The sequence below is a fragment of the Mycobacterium sp. genome (assembly GCF_035314665.1).
In the GTDB taxonomy this organism is placed as follows: Bacteria; Actinomycetota; Actinomycetes; order Mycobacteriales; family Mycobacteriaceae; genus Mycobacterium.
In genome coordinates this window covers 1-18,872 of sequence record NZ_DATFZD010000426.1, presented here as the reverse complement: position 1 = coordinate 18,872, position 18,872 = coordinate 1, and the positions used below count along the sequence as shown (strand labels likewise).

Genomic DNA, 18,872 nt, shown 5'->3' with positions numbered 1-18,872 from the left:
CGGGATGTGTGGCGAACAAGTGCAGCGCGTTGGCGATCGCGCTGATGGTGGTGTCCAGCGACGGACCGACGTAGTCGATCATCAGCGCGGTGCATTCGGCCCGGGAAATGGTGCCGGCGTCGGCGGCGACAAGGACGTCATGAGCCATGCTGTCTTCAACCACCTCACCCCGGCGCACGATGCTGCGGGCAAACCGCAGCATCTGCAGGCTGCCCGGGATCGCTTTGAGGGCCTGCTTGTTGAGCGGGCCCAAAACGTCAAACGTGGCGCCGGCCAGAGAGATGAGATTGTCGCGTCGGCTGGCCGGCCAGCCGACGAGGTCGGGCACCACAGCCAACGGCAACGCAGAGGCGATGTCTTCGACACCGTCGACCTCCCCTCGACGCAGCGCCGCTTCGACCACCCGGGCGGCCTGTTGGTCGACGTTGTCGCTGATGGCGCGCAGCGCACGCGGTAGCAGCCGGTGCGCGACAAGCTTACGGCGCTGGTCGTGTTCGGCGCCGTCGCTGTTGAGGGTGGTGCCGCGCGAGAGGCGATTGGCGAGGAGATTGAGCGCCACACCGTTTCCGGAGATGAACGTGCCATCGTCGCGGAGCACGGATTTGCATTCGGCGTATCTCGGGATCGCGTACACCCTCTGCCGGGGCAGCCACACCACAGGCCCGAGCCGGCGCAGCCGGCCGTAGTGCGGGTAGGGGTCGACGATCGCGCCGGTGCTGTAGATGTCGGCTTGATAGACGGGAACCGTGCGCACAAGGTCTCCTCTTTAGTTGCGGTTATCGGAATGCGGGAATTCCTTCGCAGAGTGTTCGTACGTGCCGGCCGGCACGCATGACGGCGCGGTCGGGCCGGATGATCGCGGCGGTGGCGTGGCCGCGGCGCAGCCAGTCGCCGAGTTCGCTGCCGGTCTCGGCGGTGTGAACGGTCGCCCCGCGCTGCTCGACCAGTGCGCGTTCGGCTGGGCTGAGCGGCTTCGTGGTGATGAGTGCGAAGCCGGTCCCGAGTGCGGCGTCGAGGCGATTCCCGTTGGACAGCGGTGGATTTGGGCACAGCGTGCCAGCGAGTTGCCGCGGCGTTCGCGACTTGACGACGAGCGCGGAGCGGTGCAGCCCCGGGGTTCTGCTATCGATGACTTTGTGGCGCAGGCCGGGAATCAGGCTCAGGCGGGGGACGAGGATGCGGCGAATCAGGTTGCCGATCTCACCGCCGGCGGTCATCGACCATCCGATGACCAGTGCGAGCTGAATCATATGTCGCGCGTGGGGTTTTCGCTCCTGTTCGTATGTGTTCAGGACAGCCTCGGGGACGCTGCCGTCGAGGACGCCGGCCAACTTCCACGCCAGGTTCATCGCGTCGCGCAGTCCCGCGCACAGGCCCTGGCCGATGAACGGCGGCGTCAGATGGGCGGCGTCGCCAAGCAGGAAGACGTTGCCGCGGCGCCATTTGTCGGCGATCTGGGCACGGAAGGTGTATTCCGCGCTGCGGATCAGCTCGAGTGCGTCGTCGGGAACCTCGGACGCCCACGGTGCGATGAGCGGCTTCAGGCGGGCCAGGTCGCGATAGTCTTCGGCGGTTTCGCCGGACAGCAGCCGAAACTCCCAGCGGTATCGGTTGTCGCCGATGCGCATGAATGTGCCGGCGCGGAGCGGGTTGCAGACCTGGTGCACGCCGTCCCACTGGCCGAGGTCCGCGGTGGTGACGACGTCCACGACCAGCCAACGCTGCTCGAAGTTCAGGTCACGCATCCTGGCACCGATGCGTTCCCGCACCAGGCTATTGGCGCCGTCGCAACCCAGCACATAGTCCGCGTCGACGGCATGCTCCTGGCCATCGGTGCGGTCGGCGAACGTGACCCGAACGGGTCCTCGCCCGGCGTCGTCGATGTCGGTTACTTCGGCGTTGCCACGCAACTCGGCGTGCGGGTAGCGCTTGAGGTTGGCTCGCAACACGGCTTCGAACTCCGGCTGCTCAAACATGTTGGCTTGCGGGAAGCCGTGGATACTGCGGCCGGGGTCACGACGGAATTCGGCCAGCACAGCCATCGCGTTGTCGAGCAATCGCAGCCCGTGCGCCGGGCGCGAGATTGCGGCGAACTCGTCGGCGATACCGAGACGGGCGACGATGCGGAAGATTTCATCGTCAATGTGCACGGCACGCGGCTGCGGATACACGGTGGTCCAGCGGTCCAGCAGCAGACAGTCGATGCCGTACTGGGCCAGCAGCGTGGCGGCGGTGATGCCGGTGGGACCGGCGCCCACGATCACGACCGGGACGTTGCGAACGGTATCGGTCATCGGAACTCCGTGATGCGGTAGGTGAGCGGATAGCGGCCGAGGATGTCTTCCACCGCCCGGTGGTCCGCGGATGCGGTCACGGTCACCGAAACGACCGTTGATCCGTCTTCGGTGCGGGCCCCGACGTCTTGGATGCCAGGCACGCCGCTCAGTGCCTCGCGCACCGCGGTGCGGGCGGCATCGGCACGCAGTGCCAGCTTGTAGGGCTTGCCCACCGGAGTCACCGGCAACGCGTCGACGATCGTGACGGCCTTCGGTGCGGCGGCGCTTTCGGCGACCCGCTCGCCGGCCCAGTCACGCAGCGCGTCGCCGGTGACGGTGGCACCGGGCCGCACGGTGACGTATGCGACCGGTACTTCCCCGGCGTAGGCGTCGGGCCGCGCGACCGCGGCGGCCCCCGTCACCGCGGGATGGGCCAGTAACGCGTCTTCGATGGTGGCCGGGTCGATGTTGTGGCCGCCGCGGATGATCAGGTCCTTGGCCCGGCCGGTCAGGTGGACGAAGCCGTCGGCGTCGATCCACGCCAGGTCTCCGGTGTCCAGCCAGCCGCCGACCAGCTTGCCCTTGCCGTCGAGCACGAAACCGTCTGCGCCGCAGGCGGTGACGTACCCGGGGAAGACGGTAGGCCCGCTGATCACCAAGGTGCCGACGTGGCCGCTGGGCAGATCGTGCCACCGGCCGTCCTCGTCGATGCGCACGGTTTTGAGGTGCTGGTAGGGCATCCGCTGGCCGACCGCGCCGTGCCGGGGGTGGTCGGGAAAGCTTCGCACGCTGGCGCACGTCGCCTCGGTCAGGCCGTAGCCCTCAACGAGGGGAACGCCGGTGGCGGACTCGAAATCCTTGCGCACTGTGGCCGGAAGCGCCGACGCCCCGACCACCGCCAGACGCAAGCTGGAGATGTCGGGATCGACAGGGCATTGCGCGAGCACCGCGTATACGGTGGGCACCGCGCTCATCGTGGCAATGGCGTAGTGCTGCACGATCTTCCAGAAATGGGCGTAGAACGCGGGATCCCGGTAGCCCAACGGCCCTGCCCACACCACCTGGTTGCCCCGCAGCATCGGCGCCAGCAGGGTGACCACCAGCGCGTTGACATGAAACAGCGGCAGTGCGGCGAACACGGTGGTGTCCTCGCCGAGCGCGGTGTTGGCCGCGATCATCCACGCGTCGGTCACCTCGTTGGCGTGGGTGTGGGCGGCCAACTTCGGGGCACCGGTGGTGCCGCCGGTGTGAAACAGCGCGGCGAAATCGCCCGCAGCGGGTGACTCGCCGGAAAATGCCGTGCCGCTGTAGTTCTCGGCCAGGTGCCCGAGGTACCCGACGGTCGCGCCGGCGAGCCGCGGCGGCGTGTTGGCGTTGGCATGATTACCGGCCGGGCGCAGCAGCAGCACGGTGTCGATGACGCCGGCGTCGGCCAGGTATCGAGCCGTGTTCCAGCAGGCGGTGTCGAGTTCGGGTGCCGCGGCGATCAGCACCCGTGCGCCTGAGCGCTTCACCAGTTCGGTGACGTGGTCCGCCGATAGCGCGCCGTTGATGGGCGCGGCGATGCCGGCGAGCTGCGCGGCCAGTGTGGCCGTGATCAGCTCGTCGCAGTTCGGCGCGATCAGTGCGACAGCGCTGTGGGGTTCTACGCCGAAGTCGCGCAACAGGTTCGCCGTTCTGTTGACATCCTCGAGCAGTTCGCCGTACGTGCGCCGCGTCGGCTGCTGCCAGCGGCAGGCCTCCGGCAACACCGTCACCGCGGTGCGGTCGGGCCAGAGGGCTGCCGCGCGTACCAGCACCTCATAGGTCGAATCCGGCAGGCCCCGCTCCGACAACGGAATCGACTCGATCTCCGCGAGATCGTCCGGGGAAGCGTAGGACGGCCACAGGCAGTTTTCGCTCACCCGTACCTCACCGCGGTGCGCTGGGTACGCAGGTCGATCGCGCCGTCGTCGGTGGCCACACTGGCTTCCACCACATCGAAGTTCTTCAGGTACTTCGGATTGTTGGCCTGGCGGCTGAAGAACGCCTTCCACCTCACCGTCGGGGGCAGCAGCGAGGCGATGATCTGGACCGGCTTGGGCGGGGCGCTCAGCGCGGTACCCACCGGGGTGCCGGTCAGCACGAGGTCGCCTGCGGCAAGGTCTTGGAACCGGGCCAGCGACTGCAGCGCCTGCACCGGCGGGTAGATCATGTCGCCGTCGACAACGGAGTTCTGGCGCAGTTCGCCATTGACCCGCAGCTGCAGCCGCAGATCGCCGAATCGCTTGAGTTCGTCGGCATTTAGCAGGACCAAGGCGGGCCCGACGGGTGTGAACGTCCGGTACGACTTGGCTTCGTAGAACTGGGTTTGCGGGAGCTGGACGTCGCGGGCCGAGACGTCGTTGGTGACGACCAGCCCGGCGATGTAGTCGGCCAGGTCCGGCTCGGTGATGGTGGTGCCGACGGGGATGTCGCGGCCAATGACCAGACCGATCTCCACTTCGTAGTCGAGGAAGTGAACGTGGCCGGGTTTGACGATGTCGTCGAACGGGCCGCAGATCGAGCCGGACGCTTTGCGGAAGAACGTCAGCGGGATGGTGTTGGGGTCCATGCCAGCGTCTTTGACGTGGGAGGCGAAGTTGGTCATCTGTGCCACCACCCGGCACGGCGCCGTGATCGGGGACACCAGGGCAAGGCTGTCGACCGGGACGGTATCGGTGCCGTGGGACGCGGCGTCGATGGCGGCCCGGTCGGCGAGTAGCTCACCGGTGCTGGTGGCGGTGGTGGCGATCTTGGCGGCTCCAGTGGCGGTTTTCACCCACCAGGAGTCGGCGGTGCGCAGGACGGAGATGGTCATGAGTTGGCTACTTTCAGTAGGCCGCGTAGGCGGGTGAGGTCGAATTCGTTGTCGTCGCGCAGTGCGGTGATGACCGACCGCGCTTCATGGGGTAGGAATCGGGGTTTGATGCCGAGGAAGTCCTTGGTCGCCGGTGGTCCCCACTGGGCCAGACCGGAAGCGGTGAACGGCGCCCAGCCCGGTTCGAGGGTGTTGTCGAACATGTCGCCGTCGGCGAAGTGCTCGACAAGGAAACCGTCCGGGTCTCGCCAGTAGTCGAAGAGCTGGCTGCCCTGGATGTGGCGGCCGATGCCCCAGGACCGGTAGTAGCCCTGCTCGCGCAGGTACTCTCCGCCGGCGGCGAGCGCGTCGAGATCGCTCACCTGATAGGCCGAGTGCACGTAGCGGCTGGACGGCCCGAGGGCCATCGCCAAGGTGTGATGGTCGGTGGGTGTGGCACCGCGGTCGCAGCGGATGAAGCTCATCACCGGGCCGAGATCACGCTGCCCCTGGTAGTAGAGGAAGTCGCTGACGATCAGGCCGAGGTTGTCCAGGTACCAGTTCAGCGCCGTGAGGTAGTTGGGCGTCTGCAAAACCACATGCCCGAGCCGCTGCACCCTGCTGGGCACGCGCGGTGGCCGCTGGGTGGCGTTGGTGCGGCGCAGTGCGTGGCCGAAGTTGAATTCGTGCGGCTGCTGGCTGGGCAGGGCCGCCAGCTCGTGGGTGCCCGCCACGACGTGCACGGGGAGGCCGCTCGGATCCACCAGGTCGACGGACAGGCCGCCGAAGGTTTCCGGCAGTGCCCGCGTCGGAGCGCCGGTCGCGTCGGCCAACCGCCGCACGTCGGCACGGTCCTGGGCCTTGAACGCGACACCGACGAATCGGGACCGCGGGCCGCGGCGAAGGACCACACACGGCGCGCCCGCATCCGTGCCGCGGAGTTGCAGCTCCTGTGACGTACGCAGCACGGACTGAAACCCGAAGGCGCGGGCGAACGCTTCGGCACGGTCCAAGTCCGGCTTCTCGAATTCCAGCCAGGCGAGGTCGGCAACTTTGATCACCGGATGTCGTGACCGCCCCGGGTGCTCACCGTTGCGCGCCCCTTGCTCGCTGTGCAGGCCATTGTGGGCGCCGACTGCGTCGCTCATCCCGCTCTCCTCTCTTGGATGACGAAATCGTCACATACGACGGCATGGTCAGTCAAGGGTATTTGACGAAATACTCACAATTGAGGACATCTGGTACGATGCCTGCCTGAAGGGCGGAGTGGATGTGAGCGAGAATCAAGGTGAGCCCATCAACCGGTTGGAGCGGCGCAAGCTGCGCACCCGCGCGGCGCTGATCAAGGCCGCGCGGGTGTTCATCGCCGCGGGCAAGCTCAATGTCCCGGTCCTGGATATAACCCAGGCCGCCGACGTCGGGATGGGCTCTTTCTACAACCACTTCCACAGCAAAGAGCAGCTGTTTGACGCCGCGGTCACCGAGGTGCTCGACGCCCACGGGGCGCTGCTCGACCAGCTCACGGCGTCGATCGACGACCCCGCCGAGGCCTTCGCGTGCAGCTTTCGGCTCACCGGGCGGCTGTTCCGGCGCCGGCCCCAGGAGAGCCAGATCCTGCTCGCCAACGGGCTGACGCTGCTGTCTTCCGACCGGGGCCTGGCTCCCCGCGCGTTACGCGACATCAACGCCGCCGCGCGCGCCGGCCGATTCGACGTCGACGATCCCGGCCTGGCTTTGGCTTTGGCGGGCGGCGCATTGTTGGGACTCGGCAAGCTGCTCCGGGACGAACCCGAGCGCGACGACGCACGGGCCACCGACAAGGTCACCGAACACGTCTTACGGCTGTTCGGGATTCCGGCCGACGAAGCACGCGAAATCTGCCAACACCAGCTACCCGACCTCGATGCGCTCGTCGAGCCGAACTCCGCCGCCTGAACTGCGCTCCGCCATGCCAACAACGACCTGATCGACCTTCACGCCCATTTCCTCACCGATCTACTTCTGTGACCAGCATTTACTTCTGTGATCCGCACTCCCCTGGCCGCGCGATTGCGGTGCCAATCACCGACCCGAGGATAAGCACCAAAGCCGCACTTGCCGGACCCATCGTGGCTCCGCAACAACGCCGCGGGTGTGTCGTGTGGCTTTGGCGGGCGACCGGTTTCGGGGGTCTGGGGTTCGTCCTCGGCGAGGGTGAAGTAGTTCTCCTCCTCCTTGCACGAAGTGCAGCCGCAGCAACGTGTACAGGCCGTTCAGACACGCCAGCAGGTCATCGTGTCGCGCAGCTGTCGTGTTCGGCCGCGAAGCGGCGCAGCATCTTCTCGGTGTCTGCGGGCAGTTCGACATCGACGGCCGGATTGCCACGCAGCGCCCGCAACGCGTTGAGTATGACCGCGACGTCAATGCCCTCCTGCAGCAGCGCACCGGCGGCAGGCGGCATGAAGCCCAGCGCAGCGATCACCATGGCCCCCAGCGACAAACTCATCCCAACACGGCGCGTTGCACGGCGATGCGCCGCGACCAGCGGGCGATATCCATCGCATCGGCGAGGCGGTCCAGCCGATCGGTGGTCAACACGATGTCGGCGGCCTCGGAGGACGCCGCCGCGCGCGCCCATCGCGACACCGACGGTGGCCGCCGCCAACGCGGGGGCGTCGTTGACCCCGTCACCGACCATCACGGTCACCGCGCGGTCGCGTTCGGCGCGCACCGCGGCGACCTTGTCGGCCGGGCTCTGTTCAGCGTAAACCTCGTCCAACCCGAGCACGGCGGCCACCTCGCGGGCCGGCTCGGCGCGGTCGCCGGTCAGCATGACCAACCTGTTGAGGCCCGCCCCGCGCAGCCGGCGCACGGTGCGGGGTGCGTTACGCCGCAACGGGTCTCGCAGCAACACCGCACCGGCCGGCTCTTCATCGATGCACACCCACACGATCGCGGCGCTGTCCAGGCTGGCCCGGTTGACCGCCGCGCGCGCCCACCCCGCCCCGACCGCGTCACCCGGTAGTTTGCCGACCTGGACCCGGTGCTCGCCGATCCTGGCGGTGACGCCCTGACCGCGCTGTTCCGCGACGTCGCTGGGCAGCGACAGCTGGAGCCCGCGGGCGAGGGCTTCGGTGACGATGGCCTCGGCCAGCACATGCGGCGACATCTGATCCACCGGGGCGGCAAGCAACAGCGGGCACGGCGTGGCCACCACCAACACCGCGACCGCCCGCACTGCAGACCCGCTCGCCCACCACGCCGCGCCGGCAACCAGTAGCGCCACCGGCAAAAACCACGCCGCGTAGCGATCGGCCAGCCGCACGATCGGCGCGTTTTCCGCCCCGGCCTCTTCGGCCAACCGCACGATGCCCGCAGACGTGCTGTCCTGGGCGGTTGCGGTGGCGCGCAGCTCGAACGCGGTGCCCGCGTTGACCACACCGCTGCGCACCGGCTCACCGACGCCACGTTCCACCTGCAGCGGTTCGCCCGTCAACACGGACTCGTCCAACACGGCGACCGTGTCGACGATGCGCCCGTCCACCGGCACCACCTCGCCCGGGCCGACCACCAGCAGATCATCGACGGCCACCTCGGCCAGCGGGATCACGCTCATCTCGGAGCCGACGCGTCTGCGTGCGAATCGTGGCGCGTGCTCGAGCAGGGCCCGCAAGTCATGGGAGGCGCGGCGCTCGGCCGCGGCGTCCAGCGCCCGCCCACCGGCCAGCATCACCGCGATCAACGCACCCGCCAGGTACTCGCCCACCAGCAGCGTGCCGACCAGCGACAACACCGCAATCAGATCCACCCCGACCCGTCCCCGGCGCAGCGCCGCCGGCACCCACACCACTGCGGGCACCACCGCGACCAGGGTCCCCGCCATCCAGCACCGGTCGGCCACCACACGCCATCCGGCCAACCACGCGATCCCGCCGACGCCCAACGCGGCAACCGTGAGCACCACCAAGGCCGGCTCGACCAGCGGACGCAACCGCATACCCCAACGCCGGGGCGCCGGTTCCACACCCCCCATCTTGGATCCCTCTCGCGCTCCCGCATAGGCACCCACTCCCGCGCTGGTGCGGCCGACTCCAGGGAAGGGTTCACCTCAGTCGAGCAGGCCGCGATGCCACCAAAGGGCCGCAATACCCGCAATCAGAGGCCCAAGGACCCGCTCACGTCCCTGGTCGCAGCTGCGGACTGGCGCCGAACGGAACAACAACTGCACTTGATCAGGGCAGGACGACCGCGCTCGGTGCATCAGTGCCCGGCGCGAACACCACGCCGGCGACTGGCGGCCAGCTCAGCCTTGCGAAGCCCGGTGTAGGCGCGAATTCGACCATCAGCGCATAGATCGGATACGCAAGGAGCGGCGCGCCATCAACTGAGACGGCGCGACGCCGGCCTGTCCTTGCGCGCCATCGCCGACAAACTCGGGTGCTCGGTCGGCAAACGAAACATCGGCACCTAAGCTCACAATGAGAAATCACTGCTCTTGCCGCGGCCACGGTCGTGGGCGCTACCGTAAGGCCATGGCAGAACCCACGTCCACGCGGGCGGGTATCGATCCGACCCTGAAAGCCCTGCTCGACGCCTTGCCGTTACAGATCAGGGTTGCCGACGGGGTCGAGGCCGCCCGCCAGAAGATGCGGCAGATCGAGCCACCCGCAGACCTGTTGCCCACCATGCGAATCGAAGAACGCACCATCGGCTTTGACGACCTGACAGACATTCCGGCGCGCATCTACTGGCCGCCGATTCCCGCACATGACGATCTGCCGGTGGTGGTCTTCTACCACGGCGGCGGCTGGTCGATCGGCGACCTGGACACCCACGACGCGGTAGCCCGCGCACACGCCGTCGGCGCGGAGGCCATCGTCGTGTCGGTGGACTACCGGCTCGCCCCCGAACATCCGTTCCCGGCCGGTATCGACGACTCCTGGGCCGCGCTGCGCTGGGTCGGCGAGCACGCCGGTGAGCTGGGGGGCGACCCCGCGCGGATCGCGGTCGCCGGCGACTCGGCGGGCGGCAACATCTCGGCGGTGATGGCGCAGTTGGCCCGCGACCACGGCGGGCCGCCGTTGGTCTTCCAGCTGCTCTGGTATCCGGCAACGTCCGCTGACACCTCGCTGCCGTCACATGCCGAGAACGCTGACGCTGCGATTCTGGACGCCGAAGCGATCGAAGCGTTTCTGACCTGGTATCTGCCCGATGTCGACGTCAGCGAGCCGGACAAGCTGCCCACCACGCTGGCGCCGGCGAACGCCGCAGACCTCAGCGGCCTGCCGCCCGCGTTCATCGGCACCGCCGAATACGATCCGCTGCGCGACGACGGCGCCCGCTATGCCGAACTACTCACCGCCGCCGGGGTGCCCGTCGAACTGCGCAACGAACCCACGATGGTGCATGGCTACGTCAGTTTCGCGCTCGTCGTGCCGGCCGCGGCGGAGGCGACCAACCGTGGGTTGGCGGCCCTCAAAGCGGCAGTCTCGCGGAGGTAGGCGCTCGCCGGCATTCCGTGCCAGCGCTTGAACGCGTGGCAGAACGTCGACGTGTCGGTGTAGCCCAGCCGCTTGGATACCTATTCGACGGTTAGCCCGACGTTGCTCAGCAGGTCGACGGTCACCACATCCGGCGAGGCACCACGGTCGTCATCCCGACCAACCACATTCACCACGACGCGCGGTGGTGCCCCAACCCCGGACCCGACCCGGTTTCTGGGCGTTTCGCCTGAGGATCGGCCCCGCTCGGCCTATCTTCCGTTCGGGGGTGGACGGCGGATCTGCATCGGGCAGGGCTTCGCATTGGACGGAAATGGTGCTGATGGCGGCGTCAGTGTCGTCGAGGAGGACGAACCCATGCCAAGCCCCTGCGAGGTCAAGGTCCGCGTTTTGGCCACTGGCGTGTCGTTCACGCCTGCGCTGCTTCGCGCCGGAACCTATCCAGGCGGAGCGGCGGTTGACCTGCTCAGCTAACGCCAAAAAATGTGTCTACCTGCGTATTTAAGTTGTGGGGCTGACGTGGGGCGGGCGGGGCTCGAACCCGCGACCAACGGATTATGAGTCCCGATACGGCGCTTCGGCGACCAGGCGGAAAGGGTTAGCTGAATCGCGGCATATTGCCTTCAACACAACATTTTTGGTCCTTGCCGGTACGGTCTCGGTACGCCTTCGGTGCGGCTACGAATCGCCCCCGGTCGCCGGGTTGACGCCGGGGTGAGATGCGGCCACGTGTGTTAGCTAGGCCCGCGGTGGCTGGACACCCGACCAACAGGCAATGCGTCACGAATCCGACGGACAGCTACGTCGAGACCCGGACGATGTGGCATTCCTACGATCGTTATCCCCCGCGCATGTAGGGAACAACGCACGCAGGGATGGTGAAAGCACGCTTGCGGCGGGGTGCAGGCCCGCACGCACCAGCGATCCGACGAGCTCGCCGACCTCGCGCCGGTTGCGGGTGCTAGCGACTATCAGCTGTGGCGCGGGTGTCAGCGCAAGCGTGCGTGTCGTAACGCTTGCTGTCGTCACGTTGGCGGTCATCGGCGGCGGTTTTCTTTACTCACGAATTGATCAGCCGTGACTGGACGAGCGCGGCGTCGACGAACCGCTGCACCGGCCGTGACTGGAAGAACCCGGTGTGTCCGCCCTTGTACCACACAATGTCGGGTCTGCCCCAGTGTTCCCAGAGACGAATGACTTGCTCGCGTGGATGCACGAGTTGGTCAGCGATCCCGGCGTAGATGAACCGGCCCCGCATCGGAACCCGAGGATTCAGCGACAGTGGCGACACCATCCGGCCCAGCGGTTCCGCCAACGTCACGGTCTTACGGCGCGGGTCGGTGCGGCTCATCCCTGCGTGCCGCCTGAGCAGTTCGGTCATATCGGCAAATGGGACGCCGAGAATTGCGCAGGTAAGACCATCCTCAAGGCTGGCGACGAGCGATGTGATGTAGCCGCCGAGGGAGATGCTGTTCAGGCCGATTGGCGAGTCGGGTTCCTTCGCGCGTATCCAGGACAGCAGACGGCGCACGTCCCACACCGCCTGAGCCGCGGCGTGGACGTCGTCGAGCACGTCCTCGCCGGGGAACACCGCGCCCTGTGGCAGGCCGCGCGCACGCGGGCCGTGCATTGGAAGGACTGGGAGGACCACATTCAGGCCGAGGTCCTCATGAAGATGCCAGGCACGGAACAGCGTGAGGTCGAGCAGGCCCCGGCCCATCACGGCACCGTGCACGCACACCAGCCAGGGGCGTGGCTCCCGGTGTCGCAGTAGCAACGCATACTCGCGGTTGTTGGCGGTATAGCCCAGCCATCGCTCACGGCCCGGTTCGCCTACTTTCGGCTCGTACCCGCTGTCGAAGACCATCCGTTCGTAGGACCGTCCGCGCGTCTTGACCGGCCGGACCGTGACGTCCGTCAGCGGCGGCGGGGCCGCGAAGAATTCTTCGGGCTTGTCCAGATACCCTTGCTGCCCGTAGAACTCGAGCGCTGCCCGCACTTCGCGGTTGATTCGTTCAAACACATGCGTGTCGCTGAGGGGCCGGAACATCCGGAAGCCGGCAAGGACGATTTCGTCGCGGAGCGCTTGCGCAGCGAGCGCGAGAGTGGGTCGCGCAACGGGGAGTTCATCCGGCTGATGGTCGAGATAGTCCCGCCATGACCGAGCGTAGTAACGGCCGGTCCGTCGAAACGGCCTGACGAAGTAGTCCAGTGGACCGGAACCGCGAGGAGGCCGTTGAGATGCAACCACCGGCGGTTCGCCGTCGCTGTCGGGTGCTGCCATGTCGGGGGACGCTAGTTTCCCGCCTGCCGGGCGGCATAGGGACTTAGGTCCTGCTCGACGCGGCCGCTCGCCATTTGTGGATGTGAGTAGCCGGAGGCAACGGTATTGTGATCCCGATCAGTTGAAGGGGTTGGGGTCTGGCCGATGGACCCGCTGGAGCCGTTAGATGCGGCGATGATCGCGGCGGAGCTGGTCTCCGACCCGCTGCACGTCGCCGCGTTGCTGATCCTGTCCCCGCCCGCGGACGCCGGGCCCGGGTATGTCGAAGAGCTGTATCAGGAGGCGCTGACCGACACCGCCGAACTGGATCCGCGATTTCGTCGGCACCCACACGTGGGCGTCGACACCGCCGGTATCTGGGTATGGCGTGCCGACGACAGCATTGACATGCGCGAGCATCTACAGCGCCGCACGCTGCCTGCGGGCGGGGATCGCGAAGTGCTGTGGAAGCTGATCGGCGAGCTGCACAGCGAACCGCTCGACCGGTCCCGACCGATGTGGATGACGTATGTGATCGACGGTCTGGCGGGCGGTCGATTCGCGTTCTACATCAAGGTGCACCACACCGTGGTCGACGGTGTCGCCGGATTGAAGATGATCGCTGATGCGCTGACCACCGATCCTGAGAGCCGGTCAATGCGGCCGATCTACGCTATCGGACCAAAGCAACCGGCGCAGCCTGCAGCTAACTCACCCGGACTGATCCGCAACCCGTTGTCGCTTGTGCGCTCGGCGCTGAGCGGCGTCACCTCGGGCCTGGGTTTTGTTCGCCAACTCGCCGTAGGCGAAGTATCGACAGTGTTCGCCAGCCTCGGGGCGGGGACTACCGTTCTACCGTTCGGCGCCCCCTACACCAGGTTCAACGGCCGACTGGGCCGCGAGCGCACCTTCGCGGGGGCCAGTTGGTCAAAGTCTCGCATCCGCGCGGTCCAGAAGGCAGCCGGGGTGACCGGCAACGACGTGCTGATAGCGGTAGTAGCAGGAGTGTTGCGGGAGTGGCTCACCGCCCATGCCGAGCTGCCGAACAAGTCGCTGGTAGCCATCTGCCCGGTAACGGTGCGCAGCCGCGATCACGGGGCTGACGAGGACAGGCACGGAAACTTGTTCGGTTTGGAGTTGTGCCCGTTGGGCACCAACCTGGCCGACCCAGTCGAGCGGCTGGCCCACATCCATCGTGCGATGACGTGGGCGAAGCATCAGGTGGCAAGCCGCGGGTCGAACGCGACGATGCTGCTTCTTGCGGCGAGTATCGGGCCCACGGTCCTGTTGCCGATGGTGCCGTTCGCGCCACGGCTGCGCCGCGGCTACAACGTGTCGATCTCCAACGTTCCCGGGCCGCAGGCCGAGATGTACTGGAACCGTGCGCATCTCGAGGAGATCTATCCCGTGTCGACCGCCATCAACGGGCAGGCACTGAACGTGACGATATGCTCCTATGCCGACCGGGTGACGTTCGGCTATGTTTCCGGCCGCAACGTGATGCCCGACATCGGGTCGCTCATACCGCTGACCGAGCGCGTACTCGTTGATCTGGAGACTGCGGTCGGAGTGGCGACGTGAAGCCGCTACCCATCAGGAGGAAGGAGATGCACTCATGGGTGTCTACGCGGTCACCGGATCGGCCTCGGGGATGGGGCGCAAGGTCGCGGACAAGCTGTGCGACGCCGGCCACACCGTGATCGGAGTGGACATCAAGCACGCAGATATCGTGGCCGATTTGTCGACCGTCAAGGGACGCCGGACGGCGGCCGACGGCGTTCTGGCGGCGTCGGAGGCCAGACTGGACGGCGCCGTTCTCGCAGCCGGTCTCGGCCCCGGCCAAGGACCTGAACGTCTGCGCTTGATCGCCCAGGTCAACTACTTCGGCGTCGTTGACCTCCTGGACGCTTGGCGCCCCGCACTGGCTGTTGCCGACCGCGCGAAAGTCGTTGTTTTCTCCAGCAACTCCACAACGACAACACCCGCGGTTCCCGCGCGCACCGTGCAGGCATTCCTTGCGCATGATGCCGAGAAAGCGGTTCGCTCCACCCGATTGTTCGGCAAGAATGCTTCGGCGATCCTGTACGCCGCATCCAAGATCGCCGTGAGCCGTCGGGTTCGACTCGAGGCGGTGAAAAGCGAGTGGGCGGGCGCAGGCATACGCCTGAATGCTCTCGCTCCGGGCGCGATCATGACGCCGCTTCTGGAGGAGCAGCTATCAACGCCGAAGCGGGCAAAAGTCGTTCGTTCCTTCCCTGTCCCGATAGGCGGTTTCGGCGATGCCGGGCAGCTGGCCGACTGGGTGCTCTTCATGCTGTCGGATGCTGCGGACTTCCTCTGCGGGAGCGTCGTATTCGTCGATGGCGGATCGGACGCGTACTTCCGTGCCAACGACTGGCCGAGGCCTGTGCCGGCGTATCGTTTGTGGTCGTACTTCAAGCTGTTCAGAGCCGGGGGTCGCCGGGAGTAAGGGTCAATTGCGAGCGGCGTGCCGCTTTGCTCCTTGACACGTCGCAAGAAGCCGATGTCCTGGGATCTCGAAGGCTTCGGAGGTGGCTGGAGGCGCTTGGGTGTCTCGCCCCGGTAGCATCCGCTCCCAACCCGACGGGCGCTTGCCTCCGTAACTGTGTTGCCGAGCGCGCTGCTTCCCATGGTCCGCCCTGGCGCTGCCAAGAGCGCACCGCATCGGCCATCACCCTCGACCTTCTCCGACCTGCCCCGCCGGGAGGTGCAACCGGGCGCCCAGCTGTTGCGTATCAGCGTTCGACCTCGACGTTCCAGCGAAGTTGGGCGCAGCCGCAATTGGCAAGCCAGGTTGCCGTACACGCTAATACCAGCGGTTATAACCTGGGGCTGTTTGGTGGGGCGGGCGGGGCTTGAACCCGCGACCAACGGATTATGAGAACGCCCATCCTGGCGTTTGCTGTTGCGCTCGTGTTAGCAGATTACGAAACAACACATCTGCAAGGCTGACGAAATCGCTGCCCCTCGTGCTGCCAGGCGGCGTGCCCGTCGTGTCGGCGGCTAGGTACGAGAGCTGTCCGCTGGCGACGGAACCGGAATCGGCGGGATTTTGTTGCCCGGCTTGATCGACGAACAGTTCTGCGGCGCCGGCAGGCCGGCGAAGCGCTCCTTGATCCAGGCGATCGAGTTCGGCAGCCAAATCCGGATGCTCCAGATGTGGCTGAGCGCGTCGTACTGCTCGTAGTGGACCGTCGTGCCCTTCTTGCAGTAGCCGCGGGCGAGCGTGCGCACGTCGCCGGCGATCATCACGCCGTCGCCGGCGCCGATGCCCCGCTTGTCGCCCGGCGTGCCCTCGAGCAAAGCACCATTGGCGCCCTGGCCGATGAACAGCGGGATCGTCGGCGTACCGCCGGTGCCCATGATCAGCTGGTTGGCCAGCGTGGCGTAGGACGGCAGGCTCTCGGGAGTCGGGTAGGCGGGCTTGGCCAGTTTCTGCCACGTCAGACCTGGGTAGTGGCCGAGGACGTCGATGATCGACGCGGTCTGCATGTCGTTGTAAACCTTCACGCCGTAGTCGCTGAGATACGGCCTGAAATCGATCTGGAACGCGCGCCCGAGGCCGACGAGCGCCATCGGCATGACGCCGGGCCAGAACAAGGAGCCGTCGACGTAGTGCAGGTTGCGCGCCGGGTGGACGAGCACGCCGCCCATCGCCGCGCCGATCAAGCGTGCGTTGACGTCGGGCGCGTACGTCGGGGCGAGCTCGGCGGCCCACTCGGTGGCGATCGCACCGCCGGAGTATCCGAGCATCGCAACCTTTGCATCGCTCGGGAGCCCGACGGTCGACGACTTTGAAAACACGGCGCGGATCGAGTCGAGCGTGTTCAGTCCGTACTCGCGGACGGCGGCGAAGTGCGCCCCCTGGCCCTCAGTGTCGGGGACGATGACCGTGTACCCGTCGGCGAGGAACGGACCGAAGACCCCCGCCTCGACGTCGATGACGACTCCGCCGAGCGTGAGTCCGCCCGAGATCGAATACGACGGCTCGTCGTTCTGGTTGAGCGAGTCGTAGGCGGACTGGTACGAGATCGCCTTCTTCTCGTCGAGCAGCTGGCTCGGCGGCTGAATGACCGAGGTGACGTTGACGGTCGGGGTGCCGGTCTGGCTGGTCGACCGGTAGAGCAACTGCGTGGTCTTCAGCAACGTCGGGATGCCGAATATGTGGTAAGGAACGCTGCGAGTCTTCAGCACCGTTCCCGGCGCGATGCTCTCCAGCGGCGGGGGGCCGGTGTACGAGTAGAACGGATCATCCTGCGGTTGCAGCGCGGGCACAGCCTTGCCGGGCGCGCCACTCCGATCGGGATACCAATCTGTTGGCTGCAGTGGTGTAGTCATAGCTTCTCCCTTAACCGTGGGCACGATGTTGCCCTCCGGGCAGACCCAACAACAGGGACTTTGGACCTGCGATAGGTGGCCTGAACAAAGAAGTGCCCGGAACGAACGGCAACTGAATCAATCGGTGTTGTGGCTCGCGCTGGGGGGTTGACCAGCTCGGAAGTCGCGGCGAAGGTGCGTTCCCGGGCGGGCGTGCCGTTCAGACCACGCCAGGAGGTTGTCCCGAGTTGCGGCCGGTGGACGCGATACCCTCCCCTGCCGGGGTAACCTCCAGCCCACCGTCCCGGTCGTCGCCCCGGCGCGGTACCTACTCTGTACCTACAGCGCAACCGAACCGCAACCGAACTTCCGCCGCACCATGACCGTGTGCCAGACGCACTAAAGCCCCAGGTGCAGTTGGTATTTGGGTTAGCTGAGAGCCCTCTGACCAGTGGCTTCCGAACCTCCGTTCGGGTACCGCAAAAGTCTTCCAAACTAGATACGCGGGTTCGATTCCCGTCGCCCGCTCCGCCGAACCGCCCTGGTAGGGCGGTTTTTGTGGCGTCGCACAGGCGTTCGAACCGGTCGGCCCCCGTACCTATTTTGTACGTCCGACTCAGGCGGCGGCCTCGAAGCCTTATCGCGGCTCGCCAATTCCTGGCTGGCCACCAACGTTCGAGAAGTTCCCCGCTGAAGGCGTCACCTTGGAAAAAGGTGAACCTCCTAACGACGAAGAGGGACCACAGTTCCTACATCGCGAATGAGTTTGCTGCCCCATCGCGCCCAGGGCCCGCCATCGCTGCCGCTTGGTCGTCCTCGAACAGGTGTGCGTCCGAGCGTCGTGGTGACCCTGGCGTGGCCATGAACCGGGCGATCTCCAGCGGCGGTATTCCCGCCGCTCGCGCCCTGGCTCTCCGAGTTGGCTAGCGCGCCGACGCCACCACCGTGACCCCGCCACGCGCCGCGCCGACGCCGCGATGAGACGTACCGGCGAGCCGACCTAGCCGCCCTATCTAAGCCTTGAGCAGGCTTTTTAGGGTGGGGCGGGCGGGACTTGAACCCGCGACCAACGGATTATGAGTCCCTTTTCGGCGCCCCCGCGACCAGCAGAAACAGGTTCGCTGAAAGTAGCAAACTCCCTGTAAGACACGACTATTACCCGTTGCCGGTACGTCTCCGGTACGCCCTCCGTACGGGCCTATATCGCCCCCGGTCGCCGGTAAAACGCCGGTAAATGCGGCCCAGGAGATGGCGTCGCAGGCGTGTCGAGACGCGCGCTGTCGGCTGGCGATGCGAGCATGACCCTCGTGCCCCTCCTCAAGCCGCGTCGCAAGTGGCCGTTGCGCCTGATCAAAGCGATCGTCGCTGTTGGTGCGGTGGTAACCGCGTTCGCGGCCATCGAGGCGCTAACGGGATGGCCTAGCGCCGCCTATCGCTCACTCCCGCACCCACATATGCGCGCCGACGCGGCATCAGCATGGGCTACATGGGCGACGTTCGTAATAGCGGCTATCGCCGCGGTGTTCGCCTACAACCAAGTCAAGATCGCGCGCGAGGCACGCCAAGAACAAGCGCAACCCAACGTCGTGATGTACGCCGAATCAACACCCTCGCACTGGCAGTTTCTCGACATCGTGTTGAAGAACTTCGGGACGACACCCGCCTACAACGTAACCGTTGAGATCACGCCAGAGCTT

10 protein-coding genes and 6 pseudogenes are annotated in these 18,872 nt (G+C 66.6%); 7 read left to right on the top strand and 9 right to left on the bottom strand.

Annotated features, from left to right (window positions below; translation table 11 throughout):
- From VKI00_RS30630 to VKI00_RS30610, 5 genes and pseudogenes are all read right to left on the bottom strand, one after another.
- A pseudogene (locus tag VKI00_RS30630) lies at positions 1-754 on the bottom strand (cytochrome P450); the annotation flags it as partial.
- A 22-nt stretch (positions 755-776) separates the two neighbouring features.
- On the bottom strand, positions 777-2,294 hold the full coding sequence (locus tag VKI00_RS30625) for a bifunctional 3-(3-hydroxy-phenyl)propionate/3-hydroxycinnamic acid hydroxylase (protein ID WP_324446654.1): 1,518 nt from the start codon (positions 2,292-2,294) through the stop codon (positions 777-779).
- Positions 2,291-4,180, bottom strand: coding sequence for an acyl-CoA synthetase (locus tag VKI00_RS30620; RefSeq protein WP_324446652.1), 1,890 nt, complete (start codon positions 4,178-4,180; stop codon positions 2,291-2,293). The genes VKI00_RS30625 and VKI00_RS30620 overlap by 4 nt, the downstream gene beginning before the upstream one ends.
- Entirely contained in the window at positions 4,177-5,115 is a 939-nt protein-coding gene (locus VKI00_RS30615; RefSeq protein WP_324446650.1) for a fumarylacetoacetate hydrolase family protein, read from the bottom strand. The genes VKI00_RS30620 and VKI00_RS30615 overlap by 4 nt, the downstream gene beginning before the upstream one ends.
- Positions 5,112-6,242, bottom strand: a complete 1,131-nt coding sequence (locus VKI00_RS30610) for a VOC family protein (protein ID WP_324446648.1) — start codon at positions 6,240-6,242, stop codon at positions 5,112-5,114. Before VKI00_RS30610 ends, VKI00_RS30615 begins: the two co-directional genes overlap by 4 nt.
- A gap of 124 nt (positions 6,243-6,366) precedes the next feature.
- Between VKI00_RS30610 and VKI00_RS30605 the strand changes: the two genes are divergently transcribed.
- The gene (locus VKI00_RS30605) at positions 6,367-7,029 is read left to right on the top strand and encodes a TetR/AcrR family transcriptional regulator (RefSeq protein WP_324446646.1); all 663 of its coding nucleotides are present in this window, start codon (positions 6,367-6,369) and stop codon (positions 7,027-7,029) included.
- 334 nt (positions 7,030-7,363) lie between these two features.
- On the opposite strand, the pseudogene VKI00_RS30600 reads toward VKI00_RS30605, so the two are convergent.
- Positions 7,364-9,106: pseudogene (locus tag VKI00_RS30600) on the bottom strand (HAD-IC family P-type ATPase).
- A gap of 499 nt (positions 9,107-9,605) precedes the next feature.
- On the opposite strand from VKI00_RS30600, the gene VKI00_RS30595 reads away from it, so the two are divergent.
- The gene (locus tag VKI00_RS30595; protein WP_324446643.1) at positions 9,606-10,574 is read left to right on the top strand and encodes an alpha/beta hydrolase; all 969 of its coding nucleotides are present in this window, start codon (positions 9,606-9,608) and stop codon (positions 10,572-10,574) included.
- Here the strand turns inward: VKI00_RS30595 and VKI00_RS33920 are convergent.
- Positions 10,565-10,717 (bottom strand): annotated as a pseudogene (locus tag VKI00_RS33920) (helix-turn-helix domain-containing protein); the annotation flags it as partial. The gene VKI00_RS30595 and the pseudogene VKI00_RS33920 overlap by 10 nt on opposite strands.
- Between VKI00_RS33920 and VKI00_RS30585 the strand changes: the two are divergent.
- A pseudogene (locus VKI00_RS30585) lies at positions 10,688-10,926 on the top strand (cytochrome P450); the annotation flags it as partial. The pseudogenes VKI00_RS33920 and VKI00_RS30585 sit on opposite strands and share 30 nt — an antisense overlap.
- Positions 10,927-11,634: 708 nt before the next feature.
- Here VKI00_RS30585 and VKI00_RS30580 read toward each other — a convergent pair.
- On the bottom strand, positions 11,635-12,858 hold the full coding sequence (locus tag VKI00_RS30580; protein ID WP_324446641.1) for a hypothetical protein: 1,224 nt from the start codon (positions 12,856-12,858) through the stop codon (positions 11,635-11,637).
- A gap of 144 nt (positions 12,859-13,002) precedes the next feature.
- On the opposite strand from VKI00_RS30580, the gene VKI00_RS30575 reads away from it, so the two are divergent.
- The 3 genes and pseudogenes from VKI00_RS30575 to VKI00_RS30565 all read left to right on the top strand — a co-directional run.
- Positions 13,003-14,418 carry a wax ester/triacylglycerol synthase family O-acyltransferase gene (locus VKI00_RS30575; RefSeq protein WP_324446639.1) on the top strand — a complete coding sequence of 472 codons (1,416 nt, stop codon included), beginning with the start codon at positions 13,003-13,005 and terminating at the stop codon, positions 14,416-14,418.
- A gap of 34 nt (positions 14,419-14,452) precedes the next feature.
- A complete protein-coding gene (locus VKI00_RS30570) occupies positions 14,453-15,307 on the top strand; it encodes an SDR family oxidoreductase (protein ID WP_324446637.1) in 855 nt (284 codons plus the stop codon).
- A gap of 231 nt (positions 15,308-15,538) precedes the next feature.
- A pseudogene (locus tag VKI00_RS30565) lies at positions 15,539-15,678 on the top strand (apolipoprotein N-acyltransferase); the annotation flags it as partial.
- A gap of 183 nt (positions 15,679-15,861) precedes the next feature.
- Here VKI00_RS30565 and VKI00_RS30560 read toward each other — a convergent pair.
- Positions 15,862-17,196, bottom strand: coding sequence for an alpha/beta fold hydrolase (locus tag VKI00_RS30560; RefSeq protein ID WP_324446635.1), 1,335 nt, complete (start codon positions 17,194-17,196; stop codon positions 15,862-15,864).
- Positions 17,197-18,473: 1,277 nt separating this feature from the next.
- Here VKI00_RS30560 and VKI00_RS30555 point away from each other — a divergent pair.
- A pseudogene (locus VKI00_RS30555) lies at positions 18,474-18,872 on the top strand (hypothetical protein); the annotation flags it as partial.

Coding starts and splice junctions, on each gene's coding strand:
- VKI00_RS30575 (WP_324446639.1), top strand. CDS start 13,003: ATGGACCCGCTGGAGCCGTTAGATGCGGCGATGATCGCGGCGGAGCTG.
- VKI00_RS30615 (WP_324446650.1), bottom strand. CDS start 5,115: ATGACCATCTCCGTCCTGCGCACCGCCGACTCCTGGTGGGTGAAAACC.
- VKI00_RS30610 (WP_324446648.1), bottom strand. CDS start 6,242: ATGAGCGACGCAGTCGGCGCCCACAATGGCCTGCACAGCGAGCAAGGG.
- VKI00_RS30560 (WP_324446635.1), bottom strand. CDS start 17,196: ATGACTACACCACTGCAGCCAACAGATTGGTATCCCGATCGGAGTGGC.
- VKI00_RS30570 (WP_324446637.1), top strand. CDS start 14,453: ATGGGTGTCTACGCGGTCACCGGATCGGCCTCGGGGATGGGGCGCAAG.
- VKI00_RS30595 (WP_324446643.1), top strand. CDS start 9,606: ATGGCAGAACCCACGTCCACGCGGGCGGGTATCGATCCGACCCTGAAA.
- VKI00_RS30625 (WP_324446654.1), bottom strand. CDS start 2,294: ATGACCGATACCGTTCGCAACGTCCCGGTCGTGATCGTGGGCGCCGGT.
- VKI00_RS30580 (WP_324446641.1), bottom strand. CDS start 12,858: ATGGCAGCACCCGACAGCGACGGCGAACCGCCGGTGGTTGCATCTCAA.